This is a genomic window from Rhizobium sp. R711, assembly GCF_002211365.1.
GTDB lineage: Bacteria > Pseudomonadota > Alphaproteobacteria > Rhizobiales > Rhizobiaceae > Rhizobium.
Genome location: NZ_LOKZ01000004.1, coordinates 174,764 through 194,696 on the forward strand (window position 1 = coordinate 174,764; position 19,933 = coordinate 194,696).

The following is a 19,933-nucleotide window of genomic DNA, read 5'->3' on the forward strand; positions in this document are numbered from 1 at the left end:
CACGTGTTGGGCACGCTTGATTGCGTTGCCGGACATGAGACACCTTCGACGGCGGTTTTATTCCCTTGCGATCCGCTGTTCGTCCAGATTTTTCGGGGTTGCCTATGTCAGGCGAATCCTGCCAAGTCGGCTCACGATGCAATTTGCTCCGCAACAAGATGAAGCCCTAAAGGCCGTTTCCCAATGGCTGAAGGAGGGGCGGACACCGCTTTTCCGCCTGTTTGGCTATGCCGGTACGGGGAAGACGACGCTTGCGCGCCATTTCGCCGAGCATGTGGACGGCGATGTGCTGTTTGCCGCTTTTACGGGAAAGGCGGCACAGGTGTTGCGATCGCGCGGTGCCAGCAATGCCAAGACGATCCACTCGCTGATCTATCGTCCGCGCGGAGAAGAAGCAGTCGAGGATGAGGAGACGGGGAAGACTTCCATCGCTCCGATGTTCACGATCAACCGTCAAAGCCCCGTTGCGAAGGCGGCGCTGATCATCGTCGACGAATGCTCAATGGTGGATGAAGCGCTCGGCAGAGACCTAATGAGCTTCGGCACGCCGATCCTCGTTTTGGGGGATCCCGGCCAGTTGCCGCCTGTCTCCGGCGGCGGTTATTTTACCAATCAGGAGCCGGACTATCTGCTGACCGACATTCACCGGCAGGCGCGAGACAATCCGATCATCAAGCTCGCCATGCAGGTTCGCGAAGGCAACGAGATCATGCATGGCGATTACGGCGCCGCGCAGGTGATTTCGAAGAACGAAGTGAACCAGTCGCTGGTCCTCGATGCCGATCAGGTGCTCGTCGGCACCAATCGAACGCGACGCCGGTACAATCAGCGCCTTCGCGAATTGAAGGGCTTTGCGGCCGAGTATCCGCAAACGGGGGACAAACTCGTCTGCCTGCGCAACGATCCGGCAAAGGGTTTGCTCAACGGTTCGCTCTGGCAGGTGATGACGTCGTCCAAGGAGACGACGAAGCCGGGTATAAACCTGTTGATCCGACCCGAAGACGACGACATGGATCGCGGCGCGGCGAAGATCAAACTGTTGAAGCAGGCTTTCGAGGATGTCGAAGGCGAGATCCCTTGGAACACGCGCAAGCGCTACGACGAGTTCGATTACGGCTATGCGCTGACGGTTCATAAAGCGCAGGGTTCGCAGTGGAACAATGTCGTTCTGTTCGACGAAAGCTGGGCCTTCCGCGATACGCGCGAGCGCTGGCTCTACACCGCGATTACGCGCGCAGCAGAGACGCTGACGATCGTACGTTAGGCCATTTGCCTAGGCGTCAGACCTGGACGACACCGAGCATGACCGCCTTGGCTATCGCTTGAAAGCGATTGTTGGCGTGAAATTTCTGGATAATGCCGGCTTCAAGTGATTGAGCCGCGTCATCTCGAAGGTCGAGCGTGCGCGCAATGCGTTGGGTCGAAAGCCCCGCCGCCATCAGCGCCAGGCACCGTAGCTCCTGATCCGTGAGGGTTGATCCGCTCTGATTGTCGTTGAGCGGCGGATCCTCGGTTGCTTCGCGATCGAGAAGCTCGCTGACCTGCTGCATCTGCCGATGCAATGTGGACATTTCCGCGCTGAGTTCGCGTTTGCGGGTCACCAGCGCATCGCGAAATAAAGCCTCGGCAGCCTCCTGCGAGTCGGCCTCCACGAGGTCAGTCATCAGGTCCTGGATCACAGCCACCGCCATGCCGGTCTCGCGGCAAGCGTTGATGACCGCCATGCGCATGACGTCGCCCGGTTCATAGACGCGCATCAGGCCGATTCGACTCGCCGAAATCAGCCCTTTTTCCTCGTAGAAATGGAGGGTTCGATGGGTGACACCGAAGGCATTGGCCATGTCGGCGATCGCTACTCTTCCGCGGGGCAAGTCGGCGGGGAGGGCCGCTGAAGGGAGGAAACGGTGCCGTGGTCGCGTTTTTGTCGCTAGGTCTGGCGTGAACCCGTGCTTGTAACCTTCTGCCATGGTCCCTCCCATTGCGCTCATTGTGCGTCTGCAAATTGCAAAAGGGTGTGGTTGAGTGGGTTCCCTCTTATCGTTTCCGGTTCGGGCATCGAAGCACCTGGCGGCGTTCGCTTCGATATCATGGGCTTACGTTACTCGTGATCGACGTAATTTGTTAGTATCAAAATTAGTGACTTTTAATTTGCAGCGCAATCTGGCTGGGACGCTGTCTTTGGCGATGGGGGTTCTCGCGAAAAATCAACGTTGGAGAAACGCTTTGCTCGCTTAAAGCGCGAAGATCGAACCGTTGTACTTCAGGCGTCGCGCCGATGGGTGAACCAGGCGCTTCATCACAGATTCACATGCATTCATGTACGAATCTCGTTGGCCCGTAGCGACTCATTGGCTTAGAAACGATCATCTTTTTGCTTCAGTGGAATCCTGTCATGCCGACCACGCTTTCCGTCAATCTCAATGCCATCGCGATGCTGCGCAACCGCCGTGACCTTCCGTGGCCGAGTGTCGAGGGGCTAGGGTGGATCGCCCTGCAATCCGGAGCGAGCGGATTGACTGTTCATCCACGGCCCGACCAAAGGCACATCCGTTTCTCGGACCTGCCCGTCATCCGTAACCTGATCGACGACGAATTCCCGAACGCCGAATTCAATATAGAGGGCTACCCGACCGATGAGTTCCTGGACCTCTGCGCTGGCGTGGCACCCGAACAGGTCACGCTGGTTCCGGACGATCCCTCGCAGGCAACCTCCGATCATGGCTGGGACTTCCGGAAGCACCGCGACTTCCTGACAGACGTCACTGCGCGGCTGAAGAAGATGGGTACGCGCGTATCACTGTTCGCCGACGGCGACGGCGACGCCGAGGCTGTGGCGATCGCCAAGGCGGTCGGCGCTGACCGGATCGAGCTTTATACAGGACCCTATGGCGGCTGCTATGACACGCCCGAACGGGCGGAGCCGATCCTGGAGGCGCTCGGCAAGACGGCGGATGCGGCGCTGGCGATCGGCTTGGGCGTCAATGCGGGACACGATCTGACAGTGGCTAATTTGCCGCCGCTCGTAAGGCGCATTCCGAAGCTCGCCGAGGTATCGATTGGACACGGATTGACGGCGGACGCGCTCGAATTCGGCATGGCGGAAACGGTGCGACGGTTCTGCCGGGCGTGCGGCCAAGATATTTAGACCGCCAGTAGCTGGAAGCCCGCTCCGGTGGTGCGAGGCGGGCTTCCTTGACCGACTCAGGCAATGAGAGCGGTCTTGTGTGCGACGAAGAAGTCCTTGAGCGTTTCGGGCTTCTTGCCGGTCAGCGTTTCGTAATCGGCTGTTACCAGATCAAAGTTGCCGGCGCGGATGTTAGCGTCGGCAGAAACCAGCATGTCTGCGACGAAGTCGGGTAGGCCGGCGCCGCGCATGCCCTGGCCGAGTTGTTCGTCCGTGACACTGACCGCCTTCAACGGCTTTCCAACCGCATCGGCCAGGACGGCGGCGATCTGGCCGGGGCTCAGGGATTCGGCTCCCGTCAGCGTATAGGTCGCGCTCTGTTTGGTGCCCGAGGCGAGGGACGCTGCGATCGCCCGCGCGCAGTCTTCGCGAGAGATGTTCGAAACCTTGCCGTCGCCGCTGCCCGTGTACCAGCTTCCGGACTGGAGATTGTGCGGCATGCCGTGGAGATAGTTGTCCATGTACCAGGCATTGCGAATGATGGTGTAAGGGATACCCGTCGCCTTGATGGCATTTTCGGTGCCGAGGTGGTCCGGTGCGAAAGTCACCAGCGATTTGTCTGGCGATGGCATCGACGTGTAGGCGATGTGCTTGACGCCCGCCTTGATGGCGGCATCCACCGCCGACTTGTGCTGCTTGAGCCTCTGACCGGGGACTGCAAGCGCGTCGGTGCTGATGATCAGCAACCGATCGACGCCCGTGAAGGCAGATTCTAGCGAGGCGGTGTCATCGAAATCCGCCTTGCGGGTGACGACACCCTTGGCGGCGAGGTCTGCGAGCTTGGCGGGATCGCGCGTCGCGGCGATGATCTTTGCAGCAGGAACCTTTTCGGTCTCGAGCAGGTGATGAATGACCCGCTGGCCGAGCTGGCCGGCGGCGCCGGTGATGAGAATGGTCTCGCTCATGTCTTTCCTTTAGGTTCGTTGAGGTCTCAAAAAGAGACTAACTATAGATTAGGAATTGACTGCGAGCTGTAAAGAAGGCAGTTTTTCCGCTCTACGTTACCAAAAAGGAACCAAGGGATGAAAGGCGCCGTCGTCAACCTGAAGAAGAAGACCTCCAGCGTTCGTCGTGACGTCGATCTCAGCAACCTTGATTTCAACAATTGCCCGGTGCGGGACATGATGCAGCAGATTGGTGGCAAGTGGTCGACGCTGATGCTCGAGGCTCTGTCTAATCGTCCGTATCGGTTCGGCGAACTGCGGCGGATGATCCCCGACATCTCGCAGCGCATGCTGACGCAGACGCTGCGGGATTTGCAACGCGACGGCTATATCGAGCGGGAGGTGTTTCCGACCAAGCCGCCGAGTGTCGAGTATCGCATGACCGATCTAGGCCACTCCCTCTACGGCACCCTGGCCTTGCTACTGAACTGGGCGGAAGAAAACCATGATTTGGTTCGCGCCGCCCGGCTCAGGTTCGATTCAGCCGGCGTCTGAGATTGGCTGCCGGCCGCGGGCTTCAGTCAAGAAAAGAAGGAACGCGAGGGCCGGGAAACAGAAGCCGATCCACGCAGTCATCGTCCAACCGCCGCTGGCGTATGCCCAGCCGCCCACCGCTGATCCGATCGCCCCGCCGGTAAAGAACGTCGCCATGTAGAGACCGTTCAGGCGGCCGCGATGTTCGGCGCTGATCGCGTAGATGGCGCGCTGACCGCAGACCAGATTGGTCGTCACGCCGAAATCAAGCAGGATCGCCGCTACCGTCAGCAATGAGAGGGCTGTCAGCGAGCCGTCCGTCGCGAATTGGCTGATCAGGAAGGCCGACATTCCAAGCAGGATCGCCAGGGTGGAGGCAGCTTTCGTCAACCCGCGGTCGGCGAGGCGTCCGGCGATTGGCGAGGCAATGGCACCTGCTGCGCCGGCCAGCGCGAACAGTGCGATGCCGTTCTGCGTCAACCCAAATTCAGGGCTCGCGAGCAGTAGGGGCGTTGTGGTCCAGAACAGGCTGAAGGCGCCGAACATGCCGGCCTGGTAAAGTGCACGTCGCTGGAGAACACGCGAATGAAGAGCAAGATCTGCCATCGAGGCGAGCAGTTTGCCGTAACTGAGCCTCGTGTGGGGAACCCGGACCGGCAGGTTGGCCCTCAGGATGACGACGAGCGCGATCATGAGAGCGGCAGTCAGGAAGTAGACCATATGCCAGGACGTTGCCTCGGCAACGAAACTGGCGAAGGGCCGCGCGAGCATGATGCCACAGAGCAGCCCGCTCATGACATTGCCGACGACACGGCCACGCGTTGCGTCCGGCGCCATGTGGGCAGCAAAGGGAACAAGGACCTGGACGGCAACCGAGGAAAGGCCGATGCATAGCGAGGCCAGAAGAAACATCGCGGGTGTCGACGAAAGGCCCGCGCCGACCAAAGCGACAGCTGAGATGGCAATGAGTGTCAGCACGAGTCGGCGATTTTCAAGCAGGTCGCCGAGCGGAACGATCAACAACAGGCCAAGCCCGTAGCCGATCTGCGTCAGGGTGACGATCAGGCCGGTTGCCGCCGGTGTGAAGCCAAGGGATGCGCTAATCGGGCCTGCAAGCGGCTGGCCGTAATAGAGATTGGCCGCGACGAGCCCGCAGGTGGCCGCGAAAAGAAATGTCATCAACGGCGAGAGCGTCTGTGGCGCGACGGTTTCCCGCGTGGTGGTCGAAAGACTCATAGTAGGCTCCGGTGGGACTATCGGATAATTGAAAGGTTGCGCGTTTAGGCAGGTCGATCTCAACCCGATTCACGTAATAAGCTTCATTGCAGTGTCGGCGACGGCGACCATGTCCTCCTTGCGTCGTCCCGTTTTGCCCACCACGCGCATTCCCTTGGTGACGCAAAGGAGCGTACGGGCGGTGGCCGCGACGTTAATCTCGGCTGCGATCGAGCCGTCGCTTTGGCCGAGGCGGAGGAGGTCGATGATCAGTTTTTCGTTGGCCATAAAGGCCGCCGCGACACGTTCGGCTGCCTCCTCGTCGAAGAGTGCAAGGTCGTTCGCGCTGCTAACGACAAGGCAGCCGCAACGGCCGGAGGCGCCATGTGACGAGAGCGCATAGTGGGCCAGGACCTCACGGATTTTCTCACGGCCGGTTCCAACCTTCGCCATGCGTGCGTCCAGCAGGCCGCGACGCACGGTGCGATATCTGTCGAAGGCTGCGAGGAATATGCCGCGCTTGTCTTTGAAAGCCTTGTAGACGCTGCCCGAGGCAAGGCCCATGGCCTCGGTGAGTTCGCTGATTGACGCGGCATGATAGCCACGCTCGGAAAACACCTGCAGCGCCTTGTCGAGCGCTACGTCGCGATCGAATTCGCGCGGTCTGCCGCGTGTCCGGGTTGAAAGGGTCGCCGTGGTCATAGCGACCTAATTAGGAAATGATCGTTTCCAAATCAAGCGAAACTTTTTCGATGCCGCAGATCAGAGATCAAGAACCCAGGTCTGCCCGTTTTCCTCCGGCCCGAACATCCGGTGTCGCTCCTCGGAGACAAGGCGGAAGCCGGCCTTCAAGTAAATGCCGCGCGCCGCGTGCAGGACATCGTTCGTCCAGAGCGTTATCTGTCGATATTTCTTTGCCCTGGCAAAGCGGATGCATTCGTCGACCAGCATTTTTCCGAGGCCAAGACCGCGCGCCGCTTTGTCGACATAGAGCAGGCGGAGCTTCGCAACACCGTCTCCACCGTTCGTGACAAGGATCGAGCCGACGTTGATGCCGCCACGCTCGGCGATCCAGCAATACTCCATCGATGGATCGAAGTTCGCCAGGAACTTGCCCGCTACCTCAGCAACAAGGCCCTCGAAGCGCATATCCCAGCCGTATTCTTCGGTATAGGCCTTGCCCTGACTCTGGACGATCCAGCCGATATCGCCGGGGCGATGGGCCCGAATGATCAGCGGAGGCGGCGCGGCCTCGGGATCCAGAAGCGCCCGAATGGCAGCCATTGCCGACACCACGCTTTGGGGCTCGCCGTCAATGAGGTTTGAGAAGCGTTCCGCTATCTGAGCGTTGGAGCGCCGGCCAAGTTCCTCGAATTGGCTGTGTCCCTTGGTGGTGACTGTGATGATTTGACTGCGCAGATCGCCGGGATCGGCCTTCGTCTCGATCAGGTCGTCTGCGCGGAAACGCTTCAGGATTCTGCTGAGATAGGCAGGGTCGAGTTGCAGATCGCGCGCAAGTGCGCCGGCGCTGACGCCCTTGCGGGAGCCGATCTCGAAGAGGACGCGCGCGTCGGTCAGCGTGAACTCGGTATCGAGATAGGCGCGGTTAAGGACCCCAAGGAAGTTCGTGTAGAAGCGATTGAACTCGCGCGCGGTGTCAATCAAGCCAGAGTCGGGCATGGACAAAATCTCCTGATAGAAGATTTTGTCCCGCTTTTATTGGACTGAGTCAACTACTTTAATCGCTCAGGCGGCGACGACCTCCTGGACCGCCTCATCACTAAGTGCGAACTCGACAGCGGCTCTCGCGTGGATCTCCGTCGTGTCGAAACCGGGTAGGGGCAGATGCTTCGGGTCGAGGATCAGGCAGATTTCCGTGCAGCCGAGAATGATGCTGTCGGCGCCCTTGGCGCGCTCGCGTTCGATAATCTGCATAAGCTTGTCACGCGAGCTGTTGAGCACTTTGCCGGCGCAGAGCTCGTTGAAGATGATGTCGTGTACGACAGTTCGGTCGCCGGCTTCAGGAACAACGATGTCGATGCCGAAGCTCTTCATACGGCTAGCATAGAAGCCGTGCTCCATCGTGTATCGCGTGGCAAGCAACAGCGGTCGTTTGCGACCGGAGGCCTTCAGCGATTTCGCGGTCTCGTCGATAATGTGGACCAGCGGCACGGAGATACGCGCGGCCACCTGGTCGGCAATGAGATGCATCGTGTTGGTGCAGATGAGTACGCAGCGCGCGCCAGCGATCTGCAGACGCAGACCTACATCGCCGAGCCGGTTTGCGGCGGCGCCCCAGTCGCCCGCCTTTTGCATAGCGACGATCTCCTCGAAATTGACCGAGTGCATCAGCAGGTCCGCCGAAGTGAGTCCGCCGAGGCGCTCGCGCACCATCTCATTGATCAAGCGATAATAGACCGCCGAGCTTTCGAAGCTCATCCCGCCAATCAATCCGATTGTCTGCATTATTGTCATGCTCCCGTCTGGAATTTCCTATTGGCGAAATCATGCATTGATCATCGCGCAAATGGTTTGCATTGTTTGTATGAAACTCTCTGATTGCGCTGTAGTTTTGCGCAAATGTCCGATACTGTGCAAAATTGTATCTCGAGATCTATGGGGGCCGATGCTGGACGATCGCGATCGACGAATCCTGGAATTGTTGCAAGCCGATGCGGGCATTTCGGTGACGGAGCTTTCCGAAAAGGTCGCGCTATCGGTCTCTGCGTGTTCTCGCCGCATCCAGCGGCTGGAGGAAACCGGCCATATCGCACGGCGGATCGTGGTGCTTGATCGAGAGAAGATGGGAGTGCCGACGACGGTATTTGCGTTGATCAAGACCGCGCACCACACCGACGAATGGATTGACGCGTTTCGCCGGGTGATCGGCAGCATTCCGGAGATCGTGGAAGCGCACCGGCTTACCGGGAACCACGACTACATTCTGAAGATCGTACTCCCGCGCGTCGAGCACTATGATGTGATCTACAAGCAGATTGTCCGCAAGATCGAACTTTTCGACGTGTCCGCGTCGATATCGATGGAATTGTTGAAAAGCGGAACATCGATACCCGTTGCCTATGCACATTGAGTGACCTCAACGTCGAATTGGACGCGCACGACAACCGCCGGAAGCAGGCGAGCTATGCTGAAACAGCGGTTGAAAGCTGCCTGCAATCAACGACATTCGCTACAGCGAAATGGCACGGAAAGGCAGGTCATGAGCGAACACCATGTTGTCGTTGCAGGCGGCGGCTTCGGCGGATTGCAGTTGGTCGACAGTCTGAAGGGAGCTGGCGTACGCATCACCCTGGTCGATCGGCGCAATCATCATCTCTTCCAACCGCTGCTGTATCAGGTAGCGACGACAATTCTTTCCACCTCCGAAATCGCCTGGCCCATCCGACACCTCTATAGCGACCGCCCGGATGTGACGACGCTGCTAGGCGAGGTGGTTGGTATCGATACCGCCATGAAGGAAGTCTCTTTACGCAGCGGAATGACGTTGCGTTATGACACGCTCGTGCTCGCCACGGGGGCAACCCACGCCTATTTCGGGCGAGATGAGTGGGAACCGGTCGCGCCCGGGTTGAAGACACTGGAGGATGCGACGACAATCCGCCGGCGTGTGTTGCTGGCTTTCGAGCGGGCCGAGACGGAAACCGATGCCGCTGTCCGCGACGCTCTCCTGACGTTCACAATCGTTGGGGCCGGTCCGACCGGTGTCGAACTTGCCGGGATTATTGCCGAACTTGCGCGCAAGACGCTGCCGCGCGAATTCCGCAATATCGATACGCGCAAGACACGTGTGGTGCTCGTCGAGGCGGGGCCGTGCGTGCTTCCGACCTTTGCCGAGGAGCTTTCCGCCTATGCCAGCAAGGCACTTCAGGAGCTCGGCGTCGATCTGCACATCGGCGAGCGCGTCGTGGAGTGCACGACAGAAGGCGTCGAGACGAGCGAGGGGTTTATCCCGAGCCGTACGATTGTCTGGGCTGCCGGTGTTCAGGCGTCGCCCGCCGCCAAGTGGCTCGATGTTGTGGCTGATAGGGCCGGGCGCGTTGTCGTCGAGAAAGATTTGACGGCTCCGGGGTATCCGGATGTTTTTGTCATCGGGGATACGGCTGCCGTTACGCAGGACGGAGGGGCACCAGTACCGGGGATCGCGCCCGCTGCCAAACAACAGGGCGCCTATGCTGCGAAGGTGATCCGGGCACGCCTTGCGGGGAAACCAGCGCCACCACCGTTCCGCTATCGCCATCAGGGCAGCCTTGCGACGATCGGGCAAAGTGCAGCCATTATCGATTTTGGCCGTATCAAGCTGAAAGGCTGGATCGCCTGGTGGATATGGGGCATTGCCCACATCTACTTCCTGATCGGGACACGGTCGCGTTTTGCGGTGGCCTGGAGTTGGCTTTGGATTTACCTCAGCGGCCAACATAGCGCGCGGCTGATCACCCAGAAGGAAACAATGCGAGACGACAATCGCGCGTAATAAAAAGGGCGGCCCGAAGGCGCAGCGGCTCGAAGCCGCCCTTTGCGTTGGTTACGCCGCCAGCGAGGCGATATCGATGACGAAGCGGTAGCGCACGTCGCTCTTCAGAACGCGTTCGTAGGCCTCGTTGACCTGCTGGATGTTGATCTTCTCGATCTCCGAGACGATGTTGTGTTCGCCGCAGAAGTCGAGCATTTCCTGAGTTTCCTTGATCGAGCCGATCATCGAGCCGGAAATGCTCTTGCGGCCCGGGATCAGCGCGAAGGCAGCGACCGGGATGGGGTTTTCCGGAGCGCCAACCACGACGAAGGCGCCGTCGACCTTGACCAGGCCGAGATAGGCATTCCAGTCGATTTCAGCGCTGACCGTGCAGATCACCAGGTCGAAAGCGCCGGCAAGCCTCTTGAAGGTTTCCTCGTCGCTGGTTGCGTAATATTCCTTGGCGCCGAGCTTCAGGCCGTCTTCCTTCTTGGAAAGGCTCTGGGAGAGGACGGTAATGTCAGCACCCATGGCAGCGCCGAGCTTGACGCCCATGTGGCCGAGACCGCCCATGCCAACGATCGCGACCTTCTTGCCGGGGCCGGCATTCCAGTGGCGAAGCGGCGAGTAGAGCGTGATGCCGGCGCAGAGCAGCGGAGCCGAAGCGTCGAGTGGAAGGTTGTCCGGAATGGACATGACGTAGCCTTCCTTGACGACGATCGAGTCGGAATAGCCGCCTTGGGTCGCCGTCTTGCCGTCGGCTTCCACGCTATTGTAGGTGCCGACGAGACCGGGCATGTACTGTTCGCGGTCAACGTCGCGGGTCGCGCAGCCGACGCAGCTGTCAACGAAGCAGCCGACGCCAACGCGGTCGCCGACTTTGAACTTGGTCACGGCCGAGCCGACAGCCGAGACGATGCCGGAGATTTCATGGCCCGGTACGATCGGGTAAACGGCATTCTTCCACTCGTTGCGGACGGTGTGGATGTCCGAATGGCAGATGCCGGCGAACTTGATGTCGATCACGACATCATCAGGATTGGGATCGCGACGCTCGAAGGTGAAGGGCGTGAGCGGCTTAGATGCATCAGTGGCGGCATAGCCTTTTGCAATAGGCATCCGGGACTTCCTTTCGGGTTGCTGGGCGGATGGCCGAAAATGCATCGGAACGTCTTCGGTGCGGTAGAGCGATCCTCCGAGCTTTTTGCACGATCCTGCAAAATTGAGGGGAAGGGCTATTCTCGGGGGCTCGAACCTATCCTAGATAGTCCACATCCCGCCGGCGCCGCAGATGAAGGTTTCTTTCGCATGACCCTGCCGTTCAATCCCTATCAGGAGATCGCTTCGATCGCCGCTCGATATGCCGGCGCCGAGGGCGAATTCCGCACTGCTATCGAGAGTTTGGGGATCAGCCGCCGACATACGCCGAGCGCGCCTTGCCATGGCAGCTATCGACCTTGCATCGCCATTGTCATCCAGGGCGCCAAGAGCCTTCGTCTCGGCACCGATGTCATCAACTACGGCGCCGGCGACTACCTTCTGACGTCGCTCGATCTGCCTGTCATCTGGCGGGTGGTCGAGGCGAGCGCGGAGGTTCCGCATATCTGTCTGACGCTTGCGATCAACAGCGAAAAGGTCCTTGAATTGCTGAGCCGGGCCGATATGCCGCGGCCGGTTATGCCGGGGAGAGGCCGTGGGATTGCAGTTAATGTCGCGACACCGGAGCTTCTGGACGCGACCGTGCGGCTCTTGCGCTTGCTCGATAGTCCGAAGGATATCGCTGCGATGGCGCCGCTGATCGAACAGGAAATCCTCTACCGCGTGCTTACAGGCCCCGATGGCGGCCGGCTTATCAACATCGCGGTCGCCGATAGTCATGGCAACCGCATCGCACGGGCCATTGCCTGGCTGCGGCAGAACTTCGCGCGCCCGCTGCGCATCGAGGACCTCGCCGAGCAGGTCAATATGAGCGTGTCGTCCTTCCATCATCATTTCAAATCCATCACGGCGATGACGCCGGTGCAGTTCCAGAAGCAGCTGCGGCTGCATGAGGCACGTCGTCTGATGCTAGTCGAGCGGCTGGATGCCGGCACGGCCGGGCATCGGGTCGGCTATCAAAGTCCTTCGCAGTTCAGTCGCGAATACAGCCGGGTCTACGGTCTGTCGCCCGTGCGAGACGTCGAGGCGGCACGCGAACCGCTTGATGGTGCGTGAGGCGCCTGTCGGCGTTGTTGGATTTGGTCGGGGCAGGAGTTGTATTGAGATTCGGCGCTGCCCTGCAGCATGAAATTTTCCCTTTGTGCCGCTTGACGCGCATAGTGGTTTGCACCATAAAGCTTGCGAACCGTACCGTACGGTACTTATCGGGAGTGAGGCCGTGTCCGTCGATAATTTGGAGCCCAGCGAGTTTTCGCCGCGCCAAAATGCCGTTCTAGAGCAAGCGTTGCAGCTGCTTGTCGATGGCGGCGAGAAGGCGCTGACGACATCGGGCGTTGCCCGTGCGGCGAACTGCTCCAAGGAAAGCCTCTACAAGTGGTTCGGTGACCGCGACGGGCTGCTATCTGCCATGATCGCCTACCAGGCGAGTAAGGTACGCACCTTCGAGCGAAATGGCGAGCGGCTGACCTCGGCGAGCCTCCACGACCACCTCGTCATCTTCTCGAAGGATCTGCTGGAAGTTCTCGCCGGCGACGTCTCACTGGCGCTCAACCGTCTTGCCATCGGTCAGTCGCATCGCGACGGCTCCAAGCTCGGCAAACTGCTTCTGGAGCGGGGTCGCCGCCAGATCGATCGCCGCGCCATGGGGCTGATCGATTCCGGCAAGCGCGCCGGGTTGCTTCGTTTCCATGATGCCGACGAGGCATATCACACGCTTTACGGCCTGATCGTTTCCGATCTGCATGTTCGCATGCTGCTCGGCGAGCCGGGCCTCAAGGATACCGCGCGTCAGGCGGAGAGGGCCGTTTCCGCCTTCCTGCGCCTGTATGGCACGGAAAAGGTTTTGGTGGAGATGCCGCTGGTCGGCTAATCCCACTTACAACAGTCACAGGACAAGCAAAGGGAAGGACATTCAAATGCGCGTCTATTACGATCGTGATGCAGATCTCAACCTCATCAAGTCGAAGAACGTCGTCATCGTCGGCTACGGTTCCCAGGGTCGCGCACACGCCCTGAACCTCAAGGACAGCGGCCATGCCAACGTGGCGATCGCTCTCAAGGCCGGTTCGGCAACCATCAAGAAGGCGGAAGCCGACGGCTTCAAGGTCATGACCGTTGCCGACGCCGCCAAGTGGGGCGACCTCATCATGATGGCGACGCCTGACGAGCTGCAGGCCGACATCTACAAGGCTGATATCGCCGGCAACATCCGTGACGGCGCTGCAATCGCCTTCGCACACGGCCTCAACGTTCACTTTGGCCTGATCGAGCCGAAGGCTTCGCTCGACGTCGTCATGATCGCGCCGAAGGGCCCGGGCCACACGGTTCGCGGCGAATACCAGAAGGGCGGCGGCGTTCCTTGCCTCGTTGCCGTTCACCAGAACGCTTCGGGCAACGCTCTCGAACTCGCTCTCTCCTACGCTTGCGGCGTCGGCGGCGGCCGTTCGGGCATCATCGAAACCAACTTCCGCGAAGAGTGCGAAACCGACCTCTTCGGCGAACAGGTCGTTCTCTGCGGCGGTCTCGTCGAGCTAATCCGCGCCGGCTTCGAAACGCTGGTTGAGGCTGGCTACGCGCCTGAAATGGCCTACTTCGAGTGCCTGCACGAAGTGAAGCTCATCGTCGACCTGATCTATGAAGGCGGTATCGCCAACATGAACTACTCGATCTCGAACACGGCAGAGTGGGGCGAATACGTCACCGGTCCGCGCATCATCACCGCTGAAACCAAGGCTGAAATGAAGCGCGTCCTGCACGACATCCAGACCGGCAAGTTCACGTCCGACTGGATGCAGGAATACAAGGCAGGTGGTTCGCGCTTCAAGGGGATCCGCCGCATGAACGACAGCCACCAGATCGAAGAAGTCGGTGCCAAGCTGCGCGGCATGATGCCCTGGATTGGCAAGAACAAGCTGGTCGACAAGTCCGTCAACTAAGCGGTTTCAAACTGCTGGCTCACGAGGCCGGGGCGAAAGCTCCGGCCTTTATTTTTGCGTCCGTACCGCGAGCCACCGGGTCGGCTTTCCGTCGTAGCCCGTGCCATCACCCTCGCTGATGACGATGTTGTGCCAGCCGCCGTTGCTCAGCATTTCCGAGAGCAGTTCCGCCGAAGGGTAGTTGTAGTAGCGTCCAAAGCCGTCATGCCCTTCGGCCTCGCCCGCCTTGAAGGTGGCGTGAAAGGTGCCGCCGGGCCTCAGCGCGGTGCGGATACGTTCCAGCACATCGGGGAGGGCTGCTCGCGGGACGTGCAAGAGGCTCGCCTCGGCCCATACTCCGTCGAAGGCTTCTTCCTCATCCAAATCCTCGAAGTGCAGAACGGCGACAGGACGCTTCAGAAGGGTTTCCGCCTGCTGCGCGATCGCCGGCGATCCATCTGATGGCGTCACGTCGAAGCCCTTCGATAGCATGTAGGCGCTGTCCTGGCCGCCGCCGCAGCCCAGATCGAGAATGGCTGCACCTGGCGGCAGCAGCGACAAAAAGGCGTCCAGCCGTCGAACCGGCAGCGTGCGTTGCCGCGCGGCATAGGTGGCCGCGTTGTCGTGGTAGAATGAAGATGTACTCTCGTTTGCCATGATCGTTCGCCCGATGACCCAAGGCCGGAGTTACACGCACAAAGTCGCCGCCTTTGAGGCGGCGCTCATCCCGTCGACATAAAAACAGAGCTAGATGGAACGGCGCCCGCTGACGGCGTGGTACAGCCAGAGAACGACGACGGCACCGATGACGGCGACAACGAGGCTGTAGATATTGAAGCCCGTTATGCCGGATGCGCCGAAGAAGCTGAAGATGACGCCGCCGACGATCGCTCCGACGATCCCGAGGACGATGTCCATCAACATGCCCGCGCCCGACTTGTTGACGATCTTGCTGCCGATGAACCCGGCGATCAGTCCAAGGATAATCCAACCGATTACTGACATCTGCCATTCCCCTCCTTGATTGGTTGAATATTCAGACCATCTTCCCGTTTAAGCTAAATAGCTCGTCGGGGAATTCAAGGTTCGCGAGAACCTTATGCTTTCATTCTACAGTTGTTGTTCATGGAAATGAAGAAATCGAAAAGGAGGATGGCATGGGTATCTTCGACGACGCTGTTCCAGGCGGAAATATATCGAAGCCGATCATGATCGCACTTGGCGCGTTGCTGGTGGGGAAGCTCCTCGGCGGCGGAGGAAGCCAGACGGATCCAGCCGCTCAGCAGGCCAACCCGCAGACCGGTGACGGCGGGCTTCTCGGTGGGCTCGGGGGTCTCGGCGGCCTTCTCGGCAAGCTGACGGAAGCCGGGCAGGGCGATACGGTCGACTCCTGGGTCCAGCCTGGGCAGAACAGGCCGATCGCACCTGGCAGTCTCAATGATGCGCTGGGCTCCAAGACGATCAGCGATCTCGCACGTCAGGCGGGAATCAGTGAGCAGGAGCTACTGAACCAATTGTCGACCGTTCTGCCTGGAGTGGTCGACAAGCTGACGCCGCGCGGCCAGCTGCCGACGCAAGAGCAGATCGCGGCCCTGTTCCATTCCTGAGCTCGGCACGTTCGAGCTGCGGTCTCGGAAAAGATCTTCCCCGTTTCCCGTCGGGAAGCGGGGGTGAAGGAGTGTTTTCCCCATACCACCCCGAAACTCCTTGATTTTGCCAACGGCTGAAGCATAGCGCCTATCGGCGCAAGCCATGACCTTTGCTCCCGTCCTGCCAAAAAAACCGGGCGCCGCCCGGTTTCTAAATCTCTGAATTTACTGGTGGTCGGCTGCTCGCCGCCCCGTTGACCTCAGGCCAGGATGCGACGTGTCCAGCCGCGCTCATCGTTCGTTACGCCCTTCTGCAGGCCAACGAGCTCCTGACGCAGCTCGCTAGTCAGCTTGCCGGTCTGTCCGTCTCCGATCAGGAATTCGCCGCCCGCGTGCCGCACCAGGCCGATGCCCGCGAGTACTGCTGCGGTTCCGCAAGCGAAGGCTTCCACGAGCTTGCCACTGGCCGCATCGTTCTGCCATTCCGCGAACGAGTAGGGACGCTGCTCGACGCGCAAGCCCCTTTCTTCGGCGAGAACGATCACCGAGGCGCGCGTGATGCCCGGCAGGATCGTGCCGCCGAGAGGCGGGGTTACGACAGATCCGTCGTTCATGACGAAGAATACGTTCATCCCGCCGAGTTCTTCGACCCAGCGATGTTCCGCTGCATCAAGGAACACAACCTGGTCGCAGTCCTTCTTCGCCGCTTCGGCCTGTGCCACGAGGCTGGCGGCGTAGTTTCCGCCACATTTGGCGGCACCGGTGCCGCCGGCCGCTGCACGGGTATATTCAGTCTCGACCCACAGGGAGACCGCCTTCGCTCCACCTTTGAAGTAGGCGCCCACAGGGGAGGCAATGATACAGAAGATATACTCCTGGGCGGGGCGGACGCCGAGGAATGCCTCGTTGGCGAACATGAATGGGCGCAGGTAGAGGCTGCCGTCGCCTGATGGAATCCATTCCTTGTCGACACGGACAAGTTCTTCGACCGCCTTGAGGAAAAGCTCTGTCGGAACGGCGGGCATCGCCATCCTGGCCGCCGACTGCGCAAAACGGCGGGCGTTCTCTTCAGGCCGGAAGAGCAGAATGCGACCATCGTCCGCCCTGTAGGCTTTCATGCCCTCAAAGATTTCCTGAGCATAGTGCAGCACCGCGCTGGCAGGATCGAGTTCCAAAGGCCGTCTGGGCGTAACCTTTGCATCGTGCCAGCCGTGCTCGGGAGTCCACCGTGCCAGAACCATGTGATCCGTGAAGACCTTTCCAAAGCCGGGCGACTCCAGGGCCTGAGTTCGATCGGCCTCCGAGACCGGCGACGTGTGGAATTCGATCTTGATTTCAGGAGTGTTCAACGACGCGGGCATTACTGGCACCTTCATAGCATGTTGGATAGTGGCGGCGACACTACCGCCACAGAGTGGGTCTTGAAAAGATCGATTTCGGCCGGTTCTTCCTGAAATTCTCACGGTAGCAAACAAATAGGTCAGCAATGTTGACTTATCTTTTGTTGCGTGGTTCTGTCGCGTAAACACGAAAAATTACGAGGAAATGCCCATGTTGAATTGGGAAAGCATATACGCGACGCGTTCTTCACGTATGCGCGCATCGGAGATTCGCGAACTCCTGAAGCTTCTTGACCGCCCTGACATCATTTCCTTTGCAGGTGGAATTCCGGATCCGGCACTTTTCCCCGATCAGGAATTCAAGGCGGCTTACGCCGATATCTTCAACAGTTCAGCCGTGAACTCGGCGCTGCAGTATTCGGTCAGCGAAGGCTACAAGCCGCTTCGTGAATGGCTGGTCAAGCAAATGGCCGCGCTCAACATTCCGTGCGAGCTTGAGAACGTCTTCGTCGTGTCCGGTTCGCAGCAGGGCTTGGACTATCTCGGCAAGCTTTTCCTGTCGCCCAATGATACGGCACTTGTCACCTGCCCGACCTATCTCGGCGCCCTCCAGGCCTTCAACGCCTACGAGCCGAGCTACGACCAGCTGACGCCGAACGGCAACCGCACGCCGGACTCCTATAAGGCGCAGGCGTCGGCTGTAGGCGGCAAGGTGAAATTCGCCTATCTCTCGGCCGATTTTGCCAACCCAACTGGCGAGACAGTCGATCAGGCGGGTCGAGAGAACGTCCTCGCCCTGGCAGAAGATCTCGATATCGCGGTCATTGAAGACGCAGCCTATCAGTCACTGCGTTACGACGGGACGCCGATCGCGCCGATCCTTGCGACCGAAATTGCCAAGAAGGGTCACATCAACGATACCCGCACGATCTATTGCGGCAGCTTCTCGAAGACGCTGGCTCCAGGTCTTCGCGTCGGCTTCATCGTTGCCAATGCTCCCGTCATCCGTAAGCTGGTGCTGATGAAGCAGGCGGCCGACCTGCACTCCTCGACGATCAATCAGATGGCGATTGCGCACGTCGCGGAACGCGGTTTTGATGCTCAGGTCGCGAAGATCAAGTCTGTCTACAGTCATCGCCGGAATGTCATGCTGGCTGCGCTTGAGAAGTACATGCCTGCCGGTACGAGCTGGACCAAGCCGGAAGGCGGCATGTTCATCTGGGTGACGCTGCCTGATGGCATGGATGGTGCCACGCTGCTCGCCAAGTCGCTTGAAACGGCCAAGGTCGCTTTCGTCCCCGGCAAGGCATTCTTCGCCGATGGCTCCGGCGAGAACACGTTCCGCGTCAGCTTCTCCTGCGCCAATGATCAGATGATCGAGGAGGGGATCAGCCGCCTTGGTGCGCTGATCGCCGGTGAAATCGGCGGCTGATTGGCCGCCGACTTTTCAGAACCAACTAACGATTCAAGTGCGGGCCGAACAATTCCAGATCGGCCTCACTCAGCCGGTCTTTTGCGGTGTTGAGCTGGTGCCAATACGGATAAAGCACAGGTGGCAGGCTGACCGCATCGAGGCGCTTGCGCTCGTCTTCGGTCAGCTTCAGCTCGGCGGCTGCCAGATTGTCCTTGAACTGGGCTTCGGTGCGGCCACCGATGATGACTGACGTGACAGCCTTGCGGCCTATCAACCAGGCAAGCGCCACCTGGGCTGCCGACACAGCACGGTCGTCGGCGATCGCCACCAGCGTTTCCACGATATTCCAGAGACGGTTTTCGTCGCGGATCGGGGGCTCGGTCCAACCTGCGAACTGACGCGAGCCTTCCGGTGCTGCCTGGTTGCGGCGATGCTTGCCGGAAAGCAGGCCGGCCGCGAGCGGGCTCCAGACGAGCACGCCGAGCCCCTGGTCGATGCTGATCGGGAGTAGCTCGTACTCGGCATCGCGCGCTTCGAGCGTGTAGTGGATCTGCTGGCTGACGAAGCGTTCGCGCTTTTCCCTCTCGCTGACGCCAAGGGCCTTCATGATATGCCAGCCTGAGAAATTCGAGCAGCCGACATAGCGGACCTTGCCCTGACGGACGAGCGTGTCTAGCGCCTCCATGGTTTCTTCGAGGGGCGTTTGGCCATCCCATTCGTGAAGCTGGTAAAGATCAATGACGTCAGTCTTCATGCGTCGCAGGCTGGCTTCGCAAGCATTGATGAGATGGTAGCGGGAGGAACCAACGTCGTTCGGTCCTTCTCCCATCGGGAAGCGGGCCTTGGTCGCGATCAGCACGCCATTCTTTCGCGGCCCGCCAATGATCTCGCCCAGGATTTCCTCGCAGACGCCCTGTGAGTAGACGTCAGCCGTATCGATGAGGTTGACGCCGGCGTCGAGGCAGATGTCGACGAGCCTGCGCGCTTCGGTGACCCCGAGATCGCCCACCATCTTCGCCCAGCCTTGGCCGCCGAACGTCATCGTGCCCATCGTCACAGTCGAAACCTTGAGGCCGGAGCGACCGAGAAGCCGGTATTCCATTTGCGTCCTCCAAAAATGCATGAGTCAAAACGTGTGGTAGAAGATAGGGGCGGGGTAGGCGGGTCAAGAGCACGATTGCACGTTAGCGTCGCGAAGCCGACTGTCACAATCATGTTATCCGCGATGG

At 59.8% G+C, this 19,933-nt stretch carries 21 protein-coding genes; 10 read left to right on the top strand and 11 right to left on the bottom strand.

What is annotated here, in order from left to right:
- Positions 1-136: 136 nt before the first annotated feature.
- Entirely contained in the window at positions 137-1,264 is a 1,128-nt protein-coding gene (locus tag ATY80_RS08620) for an ATP-dependent RecD-like DNA helicase (protein WP_088692020.1), read from the top strand.
- A 16-nt stretch (positions 1,265-1,280) separates the two neighbouring features.
- On the opposite strand, the gene ATY80_RS08625 is transcribed toward ATY80_RS08620, so the two are convergent.
- Positions 1,281-1,967, bottom strand: coding sequence for a MerR family transcriptional regulator (locus tag ATY80_RS08625; protein WP_088692021.1), 687 nt, complete (start codon positions 1,965-1,967; stop codon positions 1,281-1,283).
- A gap of 425 nt (positions 1,968-2,392) precedes the next feature.
- Between ATY80_RS08625 and ATY80_RS08630 the strand changes: the two genes are divergently transcribed.
- On the top strand, positions 2,393-3,145 hold the full coding sequence (locus tag ATY80_RS08630; protein WP_088692022.1) for a pyridoxine 5'-phosphate synthase: 753 nt from the start codon (positions 2,393-2,395) through the stop codon (positions 3,143-3,145).
- A 56-nt stretch (positions 3,146-3,201) separates the two neighbouring features.
- Here ATY80_RS08630 and ATY80_RS08635 read toward each other — a convergent pair whose 3' ends face one another.
- On the bottom strand, positions 3,202-4,089 hold the full coding sequence (locus ATY80_RS08635; RefSeq protein ID WP_088692023.1) for an SDR family oxidoreductase: 888 nt from the start codon (positions 4,087-4,089) through the stop codon (positions 3,202-3,204).
- A 117-nt stretch (positions 4,090-4,206) separates the two neighbouring features.
- Between ATY80_RS08635 and ATY80_RS08640 the strand changes: the two genes are divergently transcribed.
- Entirely contained in the window at positions 4,207-4,623 is a 417-nt protein-coding gene (locus ATY80_RS08640; RefSeq protein WP_088692024.1) for a helix-turn-helix domain-containing protein, read from the top strand.
- Here the strand turns inward: ATY80_RS08640 and ATY80_RS08645 are convergent.
- From ATY80_RS08645 to ATY80_RS08660, 4 genes are all read right to left on the bottom strand, one after another.
- Positions 4,609-5,838, bottom strand: coding sequence for an MFS transporter (locus ATY80_RS08645; RefSeq protein WP_088692025.1), 1,230 nt, complete (start codon positions 5,836-5,838; stop codon positions 4,609-4,611). The genes ATY80_RS08640 and ATY80_RS08645 overlap by 15 nt on opposite strands.
- A gap of 69 nt (positions 5,839-5,907) precedes the next feature.
- Positions 5,908-6,519 carry a TetR/AcrR family transcriptional regulator gene (locus ATY80_RS08650; RefSeq protein WP_088692026.1) on the bottom strand — a complete coding sequence of 204 codons (612 nt, stop codon included), beginning with the start codon at positions 6,517-6,519 and terminating at the stop codon, positions 5,908-5,910.
- 60 nt (positions 6,520-6,579) lie between these two features.
- On the bottom strand, positions 6,580-7,497 hold the full coding sequence (locus tag ATY80_RS08655) for a bifunctional helix-turn-helix transcriptional regulator/GNAT family N-acetyltransferase (RefSeq protein ID WP_088692027.1): 918 nt from the start codon (positions 7,495-7,497) through the stop codon (positions 6,580-6,582).
- 66 nt (positions 7,498-7,563) lie between these two features.
- Entirely contained in the window at positions 7,564-8,283 is a 720-nt protein-coding gene (locus tag ATY80_RS08660) for an aspartate/glutamate racemase family protein (RefSeq protein WP_088692028.1), read from the bottom strand.
- 160 nt (positions 8,284-8,443) lie between these two features.
- Here ATY80_RS08660 and ATY80_RS08665 point away from each other — a divergent pair, with 160 nt between their 5' ends.
- Positions 8,444-8,908 (top strand): Lrp/AsnC family transcriptional regulator, encoded by a 465-nt coding sequence (locus ATY80_RS08665; protein WP_088692029.1) that lies wholly within the window; start codon positions 8,444-8,446, stop codon positions 8,906-8,908.
- 129 nt (positions 8,909-9,037) lie between these two features.
- Entirely contained in the window at positions 9,038-10,309 is a 1,272-nt protein-coding gene (locus ATY80_RS08670; protein WP_088692030.1) for an NAD(P)/FAD-dependent oxidoreductase, read from the top strand.
- A 51-nt stretch (positions 10,310-10,360) separates the two neighbouring features.
- Here the strand turns inward: ATY80_RS08670 and ATY80_RS08675 are convergent, their stop codons facing one another.
- Positions 10,361-11,407 carry an NAD(P)-dependent alcohol dehydrogenase gene (locus ATY80_RS08675; RefSeq protein ID WP_088692031.1) on the bottom strand — a complete coding sequence of 349 codons (1,047 nt, stop codon included), beginning with the start codon at positions 11,405-11,407 and terminating at the stop codon, positions 10,361-10,363.
- Positions 11,408-11,596: 189 nt separating this feature from the next.
- Here ATY80_RS08675 and ATY80_RS08680 point away from each other — a divergent pair, with 189 nt between their 5' ends.
- From ATY80_RS08680 to ilvC, 3 genes are all read left to right on the top strand, one after another.
- Positions 11,597-12,502, top strand: a complete 906-nt coding sequence (locus ATY80_RS08680; RefSeq protein ID WP_088692032.1) for an AraC family transcriptional regulator — start codon at positions 11,597-11,599, stop codon at positions 12,500-12,502.
- A gap of 148 nt (positions 12,503-12,650) precedes the next feature.
- Entirely contained in the window at positions 12,651-13,316 is a 666-nt protein-coding gene (locus tag ATY80_RS08685) for a TetR/AcrR family transcriptional regulator (protein ID WP_189637111.1), read from the top strand.
- Between the two features lie 46 nt (positions 13,317-13,362).
- Entirely contained in the window at positions 13,363-14,382 is a 1,020-nt protein-coding gene (gene ilvC, locus ATY80_RS08690; protein WP_088692034.1) for a ketol-acid reductoisomerase, read from the top strand.
- A 48-nt stretch (positions 14,383-14,430) separates the two neighbouring features.
- Here the strand turns inward: ilvC and ATY80_RS08695 are convergent, their stop codons facing one another.
- Positions 14,431-15,018 (bottom strand): class I SAM-dependent methyltransferase, encoded by a 588-nt coding sequence (locus ATY80_RS08695; protein ID WP_088692035.1) that lies wholly within the window; start codon positions 15,016-15,018, stop codon positions 14,431-14,433.
- A gap of 90 nt (positions 15,019-15,108) precedes the next feature.
- The gene (locus ATY80_RS08700; RefSeq protein WP_088692036.1) at positions 15,109-15,366 is read right to left on the bottom strand and encodes a GlsB/YeaQ/YmgE family stress response membrane protein; all 258 of its coding nucleotides are present in this window, start codon (positions 15,364-15,366) and stop codon (positions 15,109-15,111) included.
- 152 nt (positions 15,367-15,518) lie between these two features.
- Here ATY80_RS08700 and ATY80_RS08705 point away from each other — a divergent pair, with 152 nt between their 5' ends.
- The gene (locus ATY80_RS08705; RefSeq protein WP_088692037.1) at positions 15,519-15,968 is read left to right on the top strand and encodes a YidB family protein; all 450 of its coding nucleotides are present in this window, start codon (positions 15,519-15,521) and stop codon (positions 15,966-15,968) included.
- Positions 15,969-16,210: 242 nt separating this feature from the next.
- Here ATY80_RS08705 and ATY80_RS08710 read toward each other — a convergent pair whose 3' ends face one another.
- The gene (locus tag ATY80_RS08710; protein WP_088692038.1) at positions 16,211-17,311 is read right to left on the bottom strand and encodes a branched-chain amino acid aminotransferase; all 1,101 of its coding nucleotides are present in this window, start codon (positions 17,309-17,311) and stop codon (positions 16,211-16,213) included.
- 190 nt (positions 17,312-17,501) lie between these two features.
- Here ATY80_RS08710 and ATY80_RS08715 point away from each other — a divergent pair, with 190 nt between their 5' ends.
- Positions 17,502-18,722: a PLP-dependent aminotransferase family protein gene (locus ATY80_RS08715; RefSeq protein ID WP_088692039.1), complete on the top strand. Its 1,221-nt coding sequence runs from the start codon at positions 17,502-17,504 to the stop codon at positions 18,720-18,722.
- Positions 18,723-18,747: 25 nt separating this feature from the next.
- On the opposite strand, the gene ATY80_RS08720 is transcribed toward ATY80_RS08715, so the two are convergent.
- Positions 18,748-19,806: an aldo/keto reductase gene (locus ATY80_RS08720; RefSeq protein ID WP_088692040.1), complete on the bottom strand. Its 1,059-nt coding sequence runs from the start codon at positions 19,804-19,806 to the stop codon at positions 18,748-18,750.
- Positions 19,807-19,933: the final 127 nt, after the last annotated feature.